We start from the raw sequence: 14,669 nt of genomic DNA, 5'->3' as shown, positions 1-14,669 counted from the left end.
GGAGCTTAGAAGACGATGAAGACAGTATATGATGTGCAACAGTTACTTAAACAGTTTGGCACGATTATTTATGTCGGCGACCGGCTTGCCGATTTAGAGTTGATGGAAGAGGAAGTGAAAGAACTGTACGAGTCCCAGCTGATCGATGCCAAACAGTTGCAGGCCGCACTATTCATTTTGCGGCATGAAGCGCAAATCGAGCGAGAAAAACGAATGACAAAAGGATGAGGACGAAATGCAACAATGGTTGGTAGGTATTGATCTTGGCGGTACAACGATCAAAATGGCGTTTGTGACAACTAGCGGCGATATCGTGCATAAATGGGAGATCCCAACCAATATTTCGAATCGCGGGGAGCATATTGTCGCTGATATTGCCCGGTCGCTTGATGAGACGCTCGTCAAGCTTAATGCGACGAAAGAGCAATTGCTCGCAATCGGCATCGGCGCCCCGGGGCCGGTGCAAGAGGAAACGGGGACACTGTATGAGGCCATCAACTTAGGGTGGACGAATTATCCTTTGAAACAGCAATTGGAAGCGGCAACAATGTTGCCGGTGGCTGTGGATAACGACGCCAATATCGCTGCGCTCGGTGAAATGTGGAAAGGAGCTGGGGGCGGTGCACGCCATTTGCTGTTTGTCACGCTCGGCACCGGCGTGGGCGGCGGTGTGATCTCCAATGGCACCATCGTGCGCGGGACGAACGGTGCCGGTGGGGAGCTCGGCCATATGACGATGGTCGTCGATGGAGGCGCGCCATGTAATTGCGGAAAAACCGGTTGTCTTGAAACGATTGCGTCGGCGACCGGAATCGTGCGGATCACTAACGAAAAACTGGCCGCTGACGAGCAGCCAAGCGTGCTGCGCGGCGGAGAGGTCACCGCCAAAGCTGTGTTTGATGCCGCCAAAGCAGGTGATCCGCTCGCGCTACAAATCGTTGACGAAGTGACGCACTACCTCGGTTTGGCGTTGGCGAACGCCGCCAATGTAACCAATCCGGAGAAAATCGTCATCGGCGGCGGTGTCTCGAAAGCAGGCGATATACTCGTTGAGCATGTGACCACCCATTTCCGTCGTTTCGCTTTTCCACGCGTCGCTGCTGGAGCTGAGATCGCCTTGGCGACGCTCGGCAATGATGCGGGTGTCATCGGCGGCGCCTGGCTGGCCAAAGCGCTTGCCGGTGCCTAAAACAACAACGGCTGGCTGCCATATGGCGGCAAGCCGTTGTTTTCATTTTTTGGCGTCCATTGACATATGTTGGAGATAGAAGAATAGGAAGGAGAGACGGCGCATGCACATTCAAGCATGGCCAGGAGATACGTTTGAGAAGTATGGGCGATGGTTTGGTGTGCCGACCGAGTTAATCATGGACGCCAATTTGCACGTTGAAAAGGGAAGGCTATGCCCGGGACAGACGGTTGCTATTCCAGGATATGACATGATGGATACGTGGGAAGCGCTCGCTAGCTGCCTGTCGCTGCCGGTCGAGGCGCTGCAGCGGCTGCCGGGGGCGATGGCGGTCATCAACGGAACAGTACCGTTGCCGAAGCGGATCATTTCCCCTGTTGTCCGTCGCGCCCAGCCTTATGATTTTGCCGCTCTTGCCGAAGATATTGAAGCGATTATTCGCTGCTATCCATTTGTGCGCCGACGGACGATCGGTCATAGTGTGCTCGGCTTGCCGCTTGTCGAGCTGCAAATTGGCCGTGGGCCCGTGCGCATCCATATGAACGGATCATTCCATGCTAATGAGTGGATTACAACGGCGGTGTTAATGGCGCTCATTGATGATTATTTACGAGCGCTTGTCGATGATGCCGTGCTTGCTGGCCATCGGGTGCTTGAATATTACCATAAAGTTACCCTTTCGATCGTGCCGATGGTCAACCCGGATGGTGTCAACCTCGTGCTTAACGGCCCGCCCGAAGAGGAGACATACCGAAACGACGTCGTCCGCATCAACGGCGGTTCGCTCGATTTTTCACAATGGAAAGCGAATATTCGCGGCGTTGATTTAAACAATCAATTTCCGGCTCGCTGGGAAATTGAACAGGCTCGCAAACCACCAAAAGCACCGGCACCGCGTGATTTTCCAGGCTTTGCCCCCCTCACTGAGCCGGAGGCGAAGGCGATGGCAGCGTTGGCGGAAACAAGCGATTTTGCCATGGTTGTCGCGTTTCATACACAAGGAAAAGAAATTTACTGGGGATATGAAGGATTGGAACCATTCGAAGCGGAAGCGACCGTCAAGGCGATGGCGGAAGCAAGCGGATACAAGGCTATCCGCTACATTGACAGCCATGCTGGCTATCGCGATTGGTTCATTCAGATGTGGAAGCGGCGTGGCTATACGGTCGAGCTCGGAGAGGGCGTCAATCCGCTGCCGCTCTCACAATTTGCGCAAATTTACCAAGAGGCCCTTGGCCTGTTCTTAGCAACGCTCAAAATGGCGTAAAAAAACGCAAGAGGCTCGATTTGCCTCTTGCCTTTTTAATGTGTGCCGGTCGGAATTCCGTTATGCAAAATTGTCATGATCGTAAACCAGCCGAATACAGCCGCCGTTCCAAGTCCGAACAAAAACCCGAGCACGTTTTTCTCGCGCAACGTCCGAAGCATTCCATAAAGGGCAAGCAACGAGATGAGCGCGAAAATAATCACTGTACCCATCGTTTTCCCTCCTCATGAAACAGTATGTACAAACGAGTCCATTCTTTTTCATTGTAATCTTTTTTCTTCCATTTGTCGAGGTCCATTCCCTTTTTATTTTTTCCTTTCATCGTGTGGGAAAAAACAGTAAAATAAAGCTAAACATGCATTGGCCATGCCAAATAAAGGAGGAAACGGTTATGGAATGGACGCGCATTCCTGTCGGCCCAATTCAGGCGAATGCTTACCTTTTGTCAGCCGAAGACGGCTCATGCGTCATCGTTGACCCCGGAGCGGAAGGAGCAGCGCTCGTTCGCCGAATGGAGGAAAAACAGCTGACGCCGTTGGCAATTTTATTGACGCACGCCCATTTTGACCATATCGGCGGCATTCCAGATGTGCTCGCCCGCTGGGATGTTCCAGTCTATTTGCATGAAAACGAAAAACAATGGCTACAAGATCCAGCGTTAAATAGCTCGCTTTATTTTGGGGCTCCGGTCGTTGTCCGCTGCGAACCGACATGCATCGCAGGGCGGACGACGCTGACGATTGGCCCGTTTGTGTTTGACGTCCGCGAAACGCCGGGCCACTCACCGGGCAGTGTCTCGTATTATTGCGAAGCAGCGCAAATTGTATTTTCCGGTGATGCGCTGTTTGCCGGCAGCATTGGGCGTACCGATTTGCCAGGCGGCAATCATCAACAGCTGCTAAACAGCATTCATGACGAGTTGCTCACGCTGCCTGAGGAGACGATTGTCCTCTCTGGCCATGGGCCGGAGACGACGATTGGCGCAGAAATGGACACAAATCCGTTTTTGCATGGGTTTTCATAAGAAAAGCAATGCATGGAGTTAACCGATGTTCGCATCATGAAAAACAGGCAGACGACCGTCTGCCTGTAAAAACAGAAAAAACCCTCCTTAGTCGTGCCAAGAAGGGTTTTCGGGGGATGTTCTATTCACCATCATGGGAGGGGATATAGTTGAGCTACTAATATAACGATATACGATTGTTTTTACTATGTCAATAGTAAAAAACAAGAAACCTTGAGGAAGGAATGAATGATGGAGCGACTGTACAAGGAAATTGCCGCAGCGCCGGACGGACGAGTGTCATATGCGGATTATATGCAAATGGCCCTTTATGATGAACGCTTCGGCTATTACACGCGTGAACGGGAGAAAATAGGAAAGGAAGGCGATTTTTTCACGAACGGCTCTTTGGCGCCGGCGTTTGGAAAAGCGCTTGCTTCGTTTTTGATCCGACTTGTAGAACAGGGAGGGCTGCCGCCGGCTGTTTGCGAATGGGGGGGCGGAGACGGGCGTCTAGCACTGGTCGTATTGGAAGAATGGAAGAAAAAAAGCCCGCATACATATAAAAATTTGTCGTATACGATCATCGACCAAAGTCCGTTTCACCGCCGGCGCCAACAGGAAACGCTGCGTCCGGTTGCGGAACGAGTGAGACAATATGACGCTATTTCTCGTTGGCTTGATGAGTGCGGGCCGTTTTCCGGCATTGTGTTTAGCAACGAATTTTTTGATGCATTTCCAGTCCATGTCATCACAAAGGAACAGGGTGTTTTGTACGAATGTTTTGTCGCCGCCCGCAACGGTCGGCTCGTTGAGGAAAAAGCACCGCTTCGAAATCCGGACATTATTCATTATTTGGATGAGCGCGGTTTGGCTCTCTCCGAAGGTCAGCGGTTGGAAGTGCCGTTGGCGATGAAACAGTTTTGGCTCGAAATCAGCCCGCTGTTCCGTCAAGCAGTGATGGTAACAATCGATTACGGTTACACGGATGAACAGCTGGGGGCACCAACGCGTCGGCACGGGAGTTTACGCGGCTATTTCCGCCATCAGCTCATTTCAGACCCGCTCTGTCATCCGGGAGAGATGGACTTGACGTCCCATGTGCAATGGGATGCACTTCGTTTATACGCCCGGCGGGCCGGGTGGGAGGAAGTGGCGTTCGTCCGCCAAGATCGGTTTTTGTTAGCGGCTGGTCTCTTAAACGAATGGGTCGTTTCCGAAAGCGCGGAGTTGTTTTCATCGGCGAGTCGACAAAACCGAATGATCCGCACGCTTATTACCGATGACGGCATCAGCCGCTTTTTTGATGTGCTCATTCATCAAAAAGGAGTAAGGCTTTCCGCCGTGGATATTTGGGCGGCGCCGGAGTTTTTGCCGTAAAGAAAAACAGGCAGAGGGATCTGCCTGTTTTTATTCGCCCATGCCGGGTACCATCATAAATGTTGTCCAATACGTGAACGCAGCAAAGAAAATCGTTAAATATGCCCCGAAAATATAAATGTACATTCTTTCGGTCAGCTTTAAAAAGCCAAGGAACAGGAAAAACACCGTTTGGCCAAAGAAGATGAGCGAGGTTGTATGCATATGGCCGAGGTAAAACATGACGGCGAAAATGCCAGTCCAAAAGGCAAGCACGCGGAACATGCGATCCATTATGTATCCCTCCTTTTATGCAATCCAGTTGTCCTTACTTATTATAATGTACAATAGTTGGGAATGTAAATAACGCTTTCGGACAGGCTGTAAGAAAAAGATTGGGCGCCTGCCGTCAAACAGCCACCCTCGTATGAAGAAAAAAAGGGGAGAAGGACCGCTGCTACGGGCGGATGGCGATGCGGTAGGCGCAACGGCGGCTGCCGTTCATCATATTTTCTGTTTCATTCACTTTGGCATCGGCAAACAGCGCTTCCACCATTCCTTCTAAAAAAGCATGGTGCATTCCGCAAACGGTATCCGGTTGCTGTACGGCGATTTCTTTGAATGGACAGTTGAAAATGTCGAGGTAAAGCATTTGTTCGTCTTCTTCATAGTGAATTTGCGGAAGAAATCCGGCCGCTTCAGCTGCTTCTTCCATGATGCGGATTTTTTCCTCCAAGGTAAGCGCACTTGTTGATCTGTTATGCGGCAGGCGGTTGGCAACGAGTTCATAGCCAAACTGTTTTCCCGTTTCACGCAATGCTTCAAGCCCGATCGGACCGAGTTTGGCCATCGTTTGAATGGCGATGCGGGCCAAAAGCTTGTAATCACGGAACGGAAAGTACAGCCCGACTACTTCGTCCGACAATCGGTACAATCGACTCGGACGTCCGCCTTTTCCCGTTTTTTGCGTATCCGATACGACCATGCGAACATCTTCAAGTTTTGTTAAGTGAAGACGGGCAACGTTCGGATGGATGTGGAATTTTTCGGCGATCTCTTGAACCGAAACTTCGCGGTGTATTTTAGCCATGTATTCGTAAATATGAAACCTTGTTGGGTCAGATAGCACGTTTGTAATTTTTAACGTTTGTTCCATCGGGTTTCCCTCCTAAATAAATCATTGATACGGTTATTATAATGAAATGGGTCAAAGCAAGGAATGATTTTTGTCACTATTGGCGGCGAGTCGGACAAAATTCAAAAAATGTTCACGAAAAATTTTTTCGACAAGCAGCAGGAAAACGAGCAATATCTGTCGAAATACAAAGCAATCTGTCGAAAGGAGGGAATATGTTCTGGATGATATCGAACAAGTAGCGAACCGTCTCCTCGCCGAAGCGGTGCAACGCCGCGCCTCTGACCTTCATCTCGTCCCGCGCCGACATGATGCGATCATTCGCCTCCGCCTTGACGGTATGCTCATCGATGTTGGTACAATCTCGAAAGAAACCGCTGAACGCGTCATCGTCCATTTCAAATTTTTGGCTGGCATGGATATTGGCGAACGCCGTCGTCCGCAAAGCGGCGCGATGGAAGTGAATGAGTCCGGGGAAACGGTGTATTTGCGCTTATCCACGCTGCCGACGCTTTATGATGAAAGCCTCGTCATCCGCCTTCTACCGCAGCGCTTTTCGCTGCCGCTTCGTGAACTATCCTTATTTTCCCACTCCACCGCACGATTGTTTTCCTTTATGCAGCAGCCACAAGGACTCGTGTTGCTGACCGGCCCAACCGGGTCGGGAAAGACGACGACATTGTATACGCTTCTCGACGTTTGCCAAGCGGAAAGACAACGTAACATTATCACGTTGGAAGATCCGATTGAAAAACGGAATGATCGGTTTTTGCAAGTGCAGATCAATGAAAAAGCAGGTATCACGTATGCAGCCAGCTTGAAAGCCGCTTTGCGCCATGACCCGGATGTGTTAATGGTCGGCGAGATCCGCGACCATGATACGGCAGCGATCGCCGTACGATCAGCGTTGACAGGGCACTTGGTGGTATCGACCATGCATGCTGCTGATGCAGTCGGCGCAGTGTATCGGCTCCATGAGTTCGGGGTGTCTCCCGGCGACTTGGCTGAGACGTTGCTTGCTGTTTCGGCGCAGCGTCTTGTTGAGCTTCGCTGCCCGCTATGCGGTGACAATTGCCATCCGGCTTGTCGTCGGCTTCAACGAAGACGGCGTGCTGCCGTTCATGAGCTGCTTTACGGCTCAGCGCTCCTTGATGTCATCCGTTCGCTGTCGGGGGAAGGCGAGCAACGGCTCCGCCCGCATCTGACATTAGCACGCCTTATCCGCAAAGGAATCGCGCTCGGGTATTTGCCGACTCGCGCGCTTGAACTTGTCGGAGGGGGAGAACGATGAAGAAGAAAACGTGGCCGCTTGCTGAACAAGCATTGTTTTTTGCTCGACTTGGCCGGCTGCTTGAGCGCGGCTATCCGCTCGGACAAGCGCTCGAATTTTTAGCCATCCAAGCCCCAATGAAGCGCCGGTTGGAGCTTGAACGTTGCTTGCAGCAGCTGCGGGCCGGTTTGCCGTTGTTTGCCGCCATCGAGGAGCTGCCTGTCGACCGTCTTGCTGTCAGCCTGCTCTTTTTTGCCGAAAGGCATGGCGATTTGCCGCGCGGCATGGCGGAGGCGGGGGCGGCGCTCGCACAAAAAGCGCGTTTCGGTGAACAGCTGCGCCGCTTTGGGCGCTACCCTCTTTTTCTTTTCGCTTTGCTCATCGTCATGCTACTATTGATGGAACGATGGCTGCTTCCGCAATTTGAGCGAACCGCCGCGGCGCTTTCACCTGAAAATGAACAAACTTCTCTACTTATTGCGCTCATCGCTCACGCTCCGATGGCGTTGGTCGTCATCGCTTCCTTCGCCATATTCTCCTGGCTGTTTTACGCTGTTTTCTTCCGCCGCTGGCCGATTGCCCGCCAGCTTCAGCTCTCCTTGTCCATTCCGTGGTGCGCTTCGGTTGTGAAACTGTTGGTTACGTATGTTATGGCCCGCCAGCTCGGCCGTCTTCTGCAAGCGGGGTTGTCTGTCTACGAAGCCCTCGGGGTTTTCAGTGAGCCTTTCTCTTGGCCGTTTCTACAAATGGAAGGTAAACGAATTCGTGATGGGTTGGTCAAAGGGATGCCGCTTGATCATCTCGTCAGCGTTGTCCGCTATTATGAACCGGAGCTGGCGCTTGTCATCCGCCACGGCCAGTCGAACGGCGAACTTGGCAAAGAGCTCGAACATTACGGTGAGTTTTTGCTGCAAGTGATCGAAAAGAAGCTTGAAACAGCGTTGAAGCTTGTGCAGCCACTCTTGTTGTCAGCAGTCGGGGTGCTTGTCGTCGGCATGTATTTGGCTATTTTGCTGCCGATGTTTTCGATGTTGAACGGGCTGTAAAGCTGCATAGGAATATGCGGCGGCTAAAGATGAGAGGTGAGACTGACGATATGAAGGAGGAGTTGCCATGAACGAAAAAGGGTTTACACTTATTGAAATGCTCATTGTGTTAATGGTCATTTCTGTGTTGCTGTTAGTTGCGATTCCAAACATCACAAAGCATAACGGCATGATTAACGACAAAGGATGTGAGGCGTTTTTGAGCACGGTACAGGCGCAAGTGAAGGCATATGAGATGGAGCATAACAAAATTCCAACCGTTCAACAATTGCTTGATGGCCGTTATATTAAATCGGACAAATGCCCGAACGGTCATGCGATCAAAATTAACGAGAATGGCGATGTGAGCGAAATTGGCTCGTAACGGTGGGTTTACGCTGCTTGAAATGCTAGTCGTTTTGTCGATCGTGCTTCTGTTGGCGGCACTGGCCGTCCCAGAGCTTGGTGGGATCATGCAGCAGCGTGAGGAAGCGTATATGCTGGCGCTGCTGCGAGCCGATTTGTATGGCGCTCAGCAGCATGCCATCGCCAAGCGAGGGAAAGTATCCGTGTTTTTCACCGAAGGACGCGGTGAGTATCGGGTGGTTGATGCGGAGAGTGGTCAGCAGATCGTCGTCCGCACGCTCCCGGCGCCATGGCGGTTTCAGATTGGCACGCTGCGCAATCCGGTCGTCTTTACTGATAACGGCAATATTGAACAAGGCGGGACTGTTTGGGTAAAAAGTAGCGAAAACAGTTATAAAGTGACGTTTTTGCTCGGAAAAGGGCGGTTTTATGTACAAAAAATGTAGCGGCGGATTTTTGCTCGTTGAGGCGTTGTTTGCCCTAGCATTGTTATGGACGGCGGTTGTTGTCCTCCTTCCCTTGTATATGCAAATCACACTTGAGCGAAACAATCTCGTGCTCGAGGAAAAAGCGCACCGGCTGTTAACGATCGCTTTGTATGAAGAGCCGCTTGTCGGCGAAACGGCGGTGGCAGATGGACGAACGGTGTTTCGTTTGCAGGCGCGCAACGAAGGAGGGCAGATGTGGAAAGTATGCGTGCGTTGGAACGACTACGTCGGCCGCGAGGTGGAACGGTGCGGGTACGGCAAGCGGTAGCAGGGAGAGAGTCGGGATTTACGCTTTTGGAAGCGCTGTTGGCGCTGGCGGCTGCGTTGACCGTTGCTGCGGTCATCCCGGCGCTGCTATCCGTCCGCCCGCTTGGTGCTGATGTGTCAGTTGATGGGTTTACGCACCTTGAGTGGCGTTTGTTTTTGCAGCAACTGCAAATCGAATTGCATGAAACGGAACGATGGTCGACGGACGGGGCGACGCTTTATTTGCAAAAATGGAATGGCGACAAGGTGAGCTTTTCGTTAGTAAAATCCAACATCATCCGCCAAGTGGACGGCACTGGCAACGAAACAGCACTTCGTCATGTGCGTGCTGTTTCATACAGTACGGGCATCCGTGGTCTGTTTGTGCAAGTGACAGCTACCGATGGAATAGTTTATGAAGCGTTTGTGGCGCGGGCGTTTTAGTGGGAGGATTTTTTACTGAATGGCTAGCGGCTCTTAGCAGCCGTTATACCTCCTTTCGCTCGCTTGGGCGACGAGCTGCATTGACTTTTGAGAGGAAAGGACGGAGGAACAAAGAAAGGAGTAGAAGGGGAGAGATGGGACGTCAGGACGGCGTCGTTTTTCCGCTTGTAGCGGTTGTTGCTTTGCTGCTCGCTTTTTCCGTCACGCACATCGTGCTTTTGTATGAAGTGGAACAACAGGCGGCGCATGCCGATCGACAGGCGGCCGAAGCCGATGAGCTCGTGCAGATGGCCGTGTTTGACGTGAAAGAACAAATCGCACTGTCGGATCCAACGATGACCGTGCGCGAAGGGGAATGGACGTACCCGCGCGGGACGGCTGTCTACCGTTGGGAAAAAGAAGGGGAAACGAGCGTCCGTGTCGCCTTGTCTGTCCGCTCGTCATCCGGATTTAGAAGAAGTGTCGTGTTTACGGTCATGCTTCCAGCGCTCCATATCACCGAGTGGAGCGAGCAAAACGATTAAAAAAGGAAAGAGACGGAAAAACTAAAAGGAAAAGGGGGGACTTTGATGGCGGTCAATGATTATGTCAAATTTGTCACCCAGCAGTTTGTCGCATACATGGATATGCCGAAAGAGGAACGGACACGGCGGCGAAGTGAGCGGAAACAAGAGAAGCCTCCGCTCTCTTACCGCCTGTTCGGGCTGATGCCGCTTTCGTTCCGCTTGTTGTTTCGGCGCCGCTCATGACGGACACCCGCTGGCCTTGTCGGCTGGCGGGTGTTTTTTGGTTGAAACGGCGCCAGATTGCCCGGTTATAGGGGTGTCATGAGGAGCGGGGCATTAAATAGAACAGGCCGCCGTTAATGATAGAAACGGTGATGCGCGGTTTATACTGCTTTTCAAGCGCTTCTTTTTCGATATAATAGCATTCTGGCTTTTCTTCTGTATCTTTGTAAAACTCATCAAGCAGCGCCAAATCATCGGCCCAGCGTTGGCGCGCTTCGTCGGCCCATGTGTGGTCGTCAGCGGCGATGCGGCCGCGAATATATTGTTCAAGGCGGCTGATGCCGCTTCGTGGCTTAATGAGCGGAGAAATGGTGAAGCAATAATCCGGGATTTTCGGCGTCAACCGCCGCTCACGCAGCCGTTCATGAAACGATTCGATGATTGTTCCACTGATTAGATGAAGACCAAGTGAAACGAGATCATCTTTTTTTCGGTCGCATTCATACGAAATGACAACGTTCATGCCAAGCCACGGATGAAGGGCAGCATTTCCATTGAGCGGGGACTCTGGTTCTTCGTACAGCCGGATAAAGCTGCCGCGTTTTTGGGCCGAGCGGAACAGCTGGTGCAGCCGTGGCGCTCCGAAATGAAGCCGTTCTCCTTTTAGCTTGTTCGTCTGCTCGTTTGGACGGGTGATCAGTGTCAGCTGCATCGGTTGCGGAACGCCGCCCGTCCGTTCGATGTAATGCCAATAGAACGGCCGATTCATCAGTTCTTTATCCATTTCTGCCGTCAGCTGGATCGTCATATAGTTGTCGTTTGCTTCTAAAAAGGTGCAGCCGTTCGCCGTAAAGTAACGCTCGACAAAACGGCGGATTTCATGTTGCTGCATGCCGTTCGCCCCCTTTTTTTCCGAGTTGCTCCGCCAGCTCGATCATGGCCATAATATTTTCCATTTTAATTTTCATTTCCCCTTCGCTCCGCGAATGGACGAGGGCGTCTTCAAAATAATGCTCGAGGTTGGCGAGGTTCATTTTTGCCAAAATGTCATCCAGTTCACCAACGACTCGCTCGAATAAGCGGATTTTTTCGTACAGAAGCGTTAAAATATGTTCTTCAACCGTCTGTTTGACGGCGAAATTGTAAATGTGGACATCATCCGTTTGGCCGAGCCGGTGGACGCGGCCGATCCGTTGCTCGAGGCGCATCGGATTCCACGGCAGGTCGTAGTTGATGACGTAGCGGCAAAATTGCAAGTTGATCCCTTCACCGCCCGCTTCGGTGGCGATAAACACTTGAGCATGGTTTTTAAACAGCTCTTGCATCCAGTCTTTTTTGCCGCGCCGGAAGCCGCCGCGGAACGGGACGGACGAAATGCCGTGCTGCTTTAAAAACCATTGCAAATAGAGCTGTGTCGCCCGATATTCGGTGAAAATAATCACTTTGTCATTAATGGAGCGGATGAGCTCGAGCGCTTTTTCCGCCTTTGAGTTCGTTGTGACAGCGTTGATTTTTTCAAGCACATGTTCAAGCGCTTCCGGAACTGCCCCTTCACACTTATCGATCATGTTTTTAATCGTTAAAAACAACGCTTCACGACTGCTGCACGCTTCGCGAAGGAGCGTGATAAGCGAAAACGAACCGGCGAACGATTCATGGCGGAGCGCCTTTACTGCCTCATACAGTTCGCGTTCTTCGTCTGTAAACTCGATCAACACCGGCTCGACGTGGCGTTTTGACCATTCGATCGGTGTGTCGGCACGACGGTTGCGGATCATCACTTTGTTGACGAGCGCTTTTAAATGATCGTTTGTTTGCACCGCTCGCGTTTTGCCATACGTTTTCGCAAACTGTTCGGCGTTGCCTAAATGGCCAGGTTTTAGGAGCGAGACAAGGTTGAAAATTTCTTCGATCCGGTTTTGGATTGGCGTTGCTGTCAGCAGCAAACAAAACTTCTTTTTTAAATTTTGCACAAACTCGTAGTTTTTCGTTTTGTTGTTTTTTAATTTGTGCGCCTCATCGATGATGATCATATCATACGGCTGCTCGTAAATGATGTCGCGGTGCGGCGGTTTTTTCGCTGTATCGATCGATGAGACGACGATGTCGCATTGTTCCCATACATAGCTCTTTTTTTGCTGGACGGCCGGGATGAAAAACTTTTCGTTCAGCTCTTTCACCCATTGTGAAACAAGGGAGGCGGGAACGAGAATGAGCGCTTTTTTGACAAGACCGCGAATCATGTATTCTTTGAGGACGAGCCCCGCTTCAATCGTTTTGCCAAGACCCACTTCATCGGCCAAAATCGCTTTGCCATTCATCTCTTCGACGACGCGGCGCGCCACTTCAAGCTGGTGCGGCAGAATCGTTAAATGCGGCAAATGTTTCGGTGCCTGCAAGCCGTTAAATTCCGGCACGCTTAAATGATGGGCGGCCTCTAACGCTAACTCGTACATTTCCCAGCTCGCCCATGGACCGTCTTTTTCGACGCGCTCAAGAAACTCCTCCTTCCATGTTTCGTCCATTTTTATCTCGATGTCCATGGCCATCCCCTTCCCTTGTTACGAATATTTGTGTGGATGATAGGTTATATGTTAAACAAAATAAGAACAATTTTGTATTTAATTCCTATGAAAGTTCGATTATTTTCTATTGCCCTTTTTATGTGGTTAATGGTAGTATAAATTTAGAACATTCTTATGAATGATTGATAAGGGCGTTTTTAGTATGCCCGCTTTGGAAAAATTTATGAATCGGCGGATGACGGCAAGGGGAGAGACTACGGAATGTAGCGCCGAAGGAGCAAGCGGAAACGCGAATCTCTCAGGCAAAAAGACTCTTGCTTGACGCAGCTCTGGAGAGCGTCTGCCCATAGGCGGACCACCCAAGAGGAAACCGCTCGGCCAGCGTCAACGGCTAATGGCTGTGTCGATCGATGGTCGACGGGAAACTTTCAGGTGCCAGGACAGAGCCCCCTTTTATATAAAGGGTGGAGTCTGTCCTTTTTTTGCGTCACAGATTAAAAAGGAGGGAATCGGATGCTGAAGCGCACGCCACTTTTTCCGGTATATGCCCGTTACGGCGCCAAGACAGTTGAATTTGGCGGCTGGGAAATGCCGGTGCAATTTTCAAGCATCAAGGAAGAACACAATGCTGTAAGAACGCGCGCCGGGCTGTTTGATGTTTCCCATATGGGGGAAATCATCGTCCGCGGCGGTGGCAGTCTCCCTTTTTTGCAAAAACTGATGACGAACGATGTCGCTAAGCTGCGGCCGGGACGGGTGCAATATACGCTCATGTGTGATGAAAGCGCTGGCACCGTTGATGACTTGTTGATTTATCAAAAAGGGGAAGACGACTATTTGCTTGTCGTCAACGCTGCAAATACGGAAAAAGATTTTGCGTGGCTAAGCGAGCACGCAGATGGTGACGTCGAACTCGAGGATGTGTCGGCGGAAACGGCGTTGCTTGCTTTGCAAGGGCCAGCTGCCGAACGCGTGCTGCAAAAATTGACCGATATGGATTTGTCGGCGCTGCGTCCGTTTTCGTTCCAAGATGGTGTGGAAGTGGCCAGCGTAAAGACGCTCGTTTCCCGTACCGGCTATACCGGTGAGGACGGGTTTGAACTATACTGTCAAGCGGAAGATGCCATTACTTTATGGGAGGCTATCTTGACAGCTGGAGCTGAGGACGGCGTCCTCCCGTGCGGGTTAGGGGCGCGTGACACGCTCCGCTTTGAAGCGTGTTTGCCGCTTTACGGCCAAGAACTCTCAGCAACGATCTCGCCGCTTGAAGCCGGGCTCGGCTTTGCCGTCAAAACGGAAAAAGAGCCGCCATTTATCGGCCAAGCCGTGCTGAAGCAGCAAAAAGAAGCTGGGCCGCCGCGTCGGCTTGTCGGCATCGAGATGATCGATAAAGGCATTCCGCGCCACGGTTACCGCGTGTTTGCCGCCGGCGAAGAAGCTGGCTTCGTCACAACCGGCACGCAGTCGCCGACGTTGAAAAAAAACATCGGTCTAGCTCTTGTCAAAGCGGAAGTGGCTGCGATTGGCCAAGAAGTAGAAGTGGACATCCGTGGCAAACGATTGAAAGCAACCATTGTACCGACCCCGTTTTACAAGCGGGCCAAGTCATAAGTAAGGGGGAAGG

General features: G+C 51.4%; 19 protein-coding genes and 1 riboswitch. Of the genes, 14 read left to right on the top strand and 5 right to left on the bottom strand.

Annotated features, from left to right (window positions below; genetic code table 11):
• Positions 1-15: 15 nt before the first annotated feature.
• The 3 genes from IC804_RS04120 (at position 16) to IC804_RS04110 (ending at position 2,456) form a co-directional block, all read left to right on the top strand.
• Complete coding sequence (locus tag IC804_RS04120) at positions 16-228, top strand: YqgQ family protein (protein ID WP_008879860.1); 213 nt, start codon at positions 16-18, stop codon at positions 226-228.
• A gap of 7 nt (positions 229-235) precedes the next feature.
• On the top strand, positions 236-1,189 hold the full coding sequence (locus tag IC804_RS04115; protein WP_008879859.1) for an ROK family glucokinase: 954 nt from the start codon (positions 236-238) through the stop codon (positions 1,187-1,189).
• 103 nt (positions 1,190-1,292) lie between these two features.
• Positions 1,293-2,456 carry a M14 family metallopeptidase gene (locus tag IC804_RS04110; RefSeq protein ID WP_011887806.1) on the top strand — a complete coding sequence of 388 codons (1,164 nt, stop codon included), beginning with the start codon at positions 1,293-1,295 and terminating at the stop codon, positions 2,454-2,456.
• A gap of 35 nt (positions 2,457-2,491) precedes the next feature.
• Here IC804_RS04110 and IC804_RS04105 read toward each other — a convergent pair whose 3' ends face one another.
• Positions 2,492-2,668 carry a DUF2759 domain-containing protein gene (locus tag IC804_RS04105; RefSeq protein ID WP_008879857.1) on the bottom strand — a complete coding sequence of 59 codons (177 nt, stop codon included), beginning with the start codon at positions 2,666-2,668 and terminating at the stop codon, positions 2,492-2,494.
• A gap of 179 nt (positions 2,669-2,847) precedes the next feature.
• Here IC804_RS04105 and IC804_RS04100 point away from each other — a divergent pair, with 179 nt between their 5' ends.
• The gene (locus tag IC804_RS04100) at positions 2,848-3,480 is read left to right on the top strand and encodes an MBL fold metallo-hydrolase (RefSeq protein WP_041264569.1); all 633 of its coding nucleotides are present in this window, start codon (positions 2,848-2,850) and stop codon (positions 3,478-3,480) included.
• Between the two features lie 231 nt (positions 3,481-3,711).
• Entirely contained in the window at positions 3,712-4,839 is a 1,128-nt protein-coding gene (locus tag IC804_RS04095) for a class I SAM-dependent methyltransferase (RefSeq protein WP_081157232.1), read from the top strand.
• A 30-nt stretch (positions 4,840-4,869) separates the two neighbouring features.
• On the opposite strand, the gene IC804_RS04090 is transcribed toward IC804_RS04095, so the two are convergent.
• Together IC804_RS04090 and IC804_RS04085 are read right to left on the bottom strand one after the other, a co-directional pair.
• Complete coding sequence (locus IC804_RS04090) at positions 4,870-5,112, bottom strand: DUF2626 family protein (RefSeq protein ID WP_008879854.1); 243 nt, start codon at positions 5,110-5,112, stop codon at positions 4,870-4,872.
• Positions 5,113-5,275: 163 nt separating this feature from the next.
• Positions 5,276-5,974 carry a helix-turn-helix transcriptional regulator gene (locus IC804_RS04085; RefSeq protein WP_011887803.1) on the bottom strand — a complete coding sequence of 233 codons (699 nt, stop codon included), beginning with the start codon at positions 5,972-5,974 and terminating at the stop codon, positions 5,276-5,278.
• A gap of 199 nt (positions 5,975-6,173) precedes the next feature.
• Here IC804_RS04085 and comGA point away from each other — a divergent pair, with 199 nt between their 5' ends.
• From comGA to IC804_RS04045, 8 genes are all read left to right on the top strand, one after another.
• On the top strand, positions 6,174-7,244 hold the full coding sequence (gene comGA, locus IC804_RS04080) for a competence type IV pilus ATPase ComGA (RefSeq protein ID WP_035499249.1): 1,071 nt from the start codon (positions 6,174-6,176) through the stop codon (positions 7,242-7,244).
• Positions 7,241-8,269, top strand: a complete 1,029-nt coding sequence (gene comGB / locus IC804_RS04075) for a competence type IV pilus assembly protein ComGB (RefSeq protein ID WP_081157231.1) — start codon at positions 7,241-7,243, stop codon at positions 8,267-8,269. The genes comGA and comGB overlap by 4 nt, the downstream gene beginning before the upstream one ends.
• 67 nt (positions 8,270-8,336) lie before the next feature.
• Positions 8,337-8,633: a competence type IV pilus major pilin ComGC gene (comGC, locus tag IC804_RS04070; RefSeq protein WP_008879850.1), complete on the top strand. Its 297-nt coding sequence runs from the start codon at positions 8,337-8,339 to the stop codon at positions 8,631-8,633.
• Positions 8,623-9,060 (top strand): competence type IV pilus minor pilin ComGD, encoded by a 438-nt coding sequence (gene comGD, locus IC804_RS04065; RefSeq protein ID WP_008879849.1) that lies wholly within the window; start codon positions 8,623-8,625, stop codon positions 9,058-9,060. The genes comGC and comGD overlap by 11 nt, the downstream gene beginning before the upstream one ends.
• Positions 9,044-9,370 carry a competence protein ComG gene (locus IC804_RS04060; protein ID WP_081157230.1) on the top strand — a complete coding sequence of 109 codons (327 nt, stop codon included), beginning with the start codon at positions 9,044-9,046 and terminating at the stop codon, positions 9,368-9,370. The genes comGD and IC804_RS04060 overlap by 17 nt, the downstream gene beginning before the upstream one ends.
• Complete coding sequence (comGF, locus tag IC804_RS04055; RefSeq protein ID WP_008879847.1) at positions 9,349-9,792, top strand: competence type IV pilus minor pilin ComGF; 444 nt, start codon at positions 9,349-9,351, stop codon at positions 9,790-9,792. The genes IC804_RS04060 and comGF overlap by 22 nt, the downstream gene beginning before the upstream one ends.
• 134 nt (positions 9,793-9,926) lie before the next feature.
• Complete coding sequence (comGG, locus tag IC804_RS04050; RefSeq protein ID WP_008879846.1) at positions 9,927-10,316, top strand: competence type IV pilus minor pilin ComGG; 390 nt, start codon at positions 9,927-9,929, stop codon at positions 10,314-10,316.
• A gap of 45 nt (positions 10,317-10,361) precedes the next feature.
• Positions 10,362-10,541, top strand: coding sequence for a YqzE family protein (locus IC804_RS04045; protein ID WP_008879845.1), 180 nt, complete (start codon positions 10,362-10,364; stop codon positions 10,539-10,541).
• Positions 10,542-10,617: 76 nt separating this feature from the next.
• Here IC804_RS04045 and IC804_RS04040 read toward each other — a convergent pair whose 3' ends face one another.
• Positions 10,618-11,412, bottom strand: coding sequence for a YqhG family protein (locus IC804_RS04040; protein ID WP_008879844.1), 795 nt, complete (start codon positions 11,410-11,412; stop codon positions 10,618-10,620).
• Positions 11,399-13,063 carry a DEAD/DEAH box helicase gene (locus tag IC804_RS04035; protein WP_011887795.1) on the bottom strand — a complete coding sequence of 555 codons (1,665 nt, stop codon included), beginning with the start codon at positions 13,061-13,063 and terminating at the stop codon, positions 11,399-11,401. The genes IC804_RS04040 and IC804_RS04035 overlap by 14 nt, the downstream gene beginning before the upstream one ends.
• Before the next feature lie 217 nt (positions 13,064-13,280).
• Positions 13,281-13,369: riboswitch (glycine riboswitch) on the top strand.
• A gap of 189 nt (positions 13,370-13,558) precedes the next feature.
• Here IC804_RS04035 and gcvT point away from each other — a divergent pair.
• The gene (gene gcvT / locus IC804_RS04030; RefSeq protein WP_008879842.1) at positions 13,559-14,656 is read left to right on the top strand and encodes a glycine cleavage system aminomethyltransferase GcvT; all 1,098 of its coding nucleotides are present in this window, start codon (positions 13,559-13,561) and stop codon (positions 14,654-14,656) included.
• Positions 14,657-14,669 lie beyond the last annotated feature (13 nt).

Origin of the sequence: Geobacillus sp. 47C-IIb, assembly GCF_014679705.1 — a bacterium.
Taxonomy (GTDB): domain Bacteria; phylum Bacillota; class Bacilli; order Bacillales; family Anoxybacillaceae; genus Geobacillus; species Geobacillus thermodenitrificans.
This window is presented reverse-complemented; position numbering and strand designations above follow the sequence as displayed.

Bases quoted from the DNA above. Each gene is read 5' to 3' on its own strand.
- IC804_RS04120 (WP_008879860.1), top strand. From the start codon at position 16: ATGAAGACAGTATATGATGTGCAACAGTTACTTAAACAGTTTGGCACG.
- IC804_RS04115 (WP_008879859.1), top strand. From the start codon at position 236: ATGCAACAATGGTTGGTAGGTATTGATCTTGGCGGTACAACGATCAAA.
- IC804_RS04110 (WP_011887806.1), top strand. From the start codon at position 1,293: ATGCACATTCAAGCATGGCCAGGAGATACGTTTGAGAAGTATGGGCGA.
- IC804_RS04105 (WP_008879857.1), bottom strand. From the start codon at position 2,668: ATGGGTACAGTGATTATTTTCGCGCTCATCTCGTTGCTTGCCCTTTAT.
- IC804_RS04100 (WP_041264569.1), top strand. From the start codon at position 2,848: ATGGAATGGACGCGCATTCCTGTCGGCCCAATTCAGGCGAATGCTTAC.
- IC804_RS04095 (WP_081157232.1), top strand. From the start codon at position 3,712: ATGGAGCGACTGTACAAGGAAATTGCCGCAGCGCCGGACGGACGAGTG.
- IC804_RS04090 (WP_008879854.1), bottom strand. From the start codon at position 5,112: ATGGATCGCATGTTCCGCGTGCTTGCCTTTTGGACTGGCATTTTCGCC.
- IC804_RS04085 (WP_011887803.1), bottom strand. From the start codon at position 5,974: ATGGAACAAACGTTAAAAATTACAAACGTGCTATCTGACCCAACAAGG.
- comGB (WP_081157231.1), top strand. From the start codon at position 7,241: ATGAAGAAGAAAACGTGGCCGCTTGCTGAACAAGCATTGTTTTTTGCT.
- comGC (WP_008879850.1), top strand. From the start codon at position 8,337: ATGAACGAAAAAGGGTTTACACTTATTGAAATGCTCATTGTGTTAATG.
- IC804_RS04060 (WP_081157230.1), top strand. From the start codon at position 9,044: ATGTACAAAAAATGTAGCGGCGGATTTTTGCTCGTTGAGGCGTTGTTT.
- comGG (WP_008879846.1), top strand. From the start codon at position 9,927: ATGGGACGTCAGGACGGCGTCGTTTTTCCGCTTGTAGCGGTTGTTGCT.
- IC804_RS04045 (WP_008879845.1), top strand. From the start codon at position 10,362: ATGGCGGTCAATGATTATGTCAAATTTGTCACCCAGCAGTTTGTCGCA.
- IC804_RS04040 (WP_008879844.1), bottom strand. From the start codon at position 11,412: ATGCAGCAACATGAAATCCGCCGTTTTGTCGAGCGTTACTTTACGGCG.
- IC804_RS04035 (WP_011887795.1), bottom strand. From the start codon at position 13,063: ATGGACATCGAGATAAAAATGGACGAAACATGGAAGGAGGAGTTTCTT.
- gcvT (WP_008879842.1), top strand. From the start codon at position 13,559: ATGCTGAAGCGCACGCCACTTTTTCCGGTATATGCCCGTTACGGCGCC.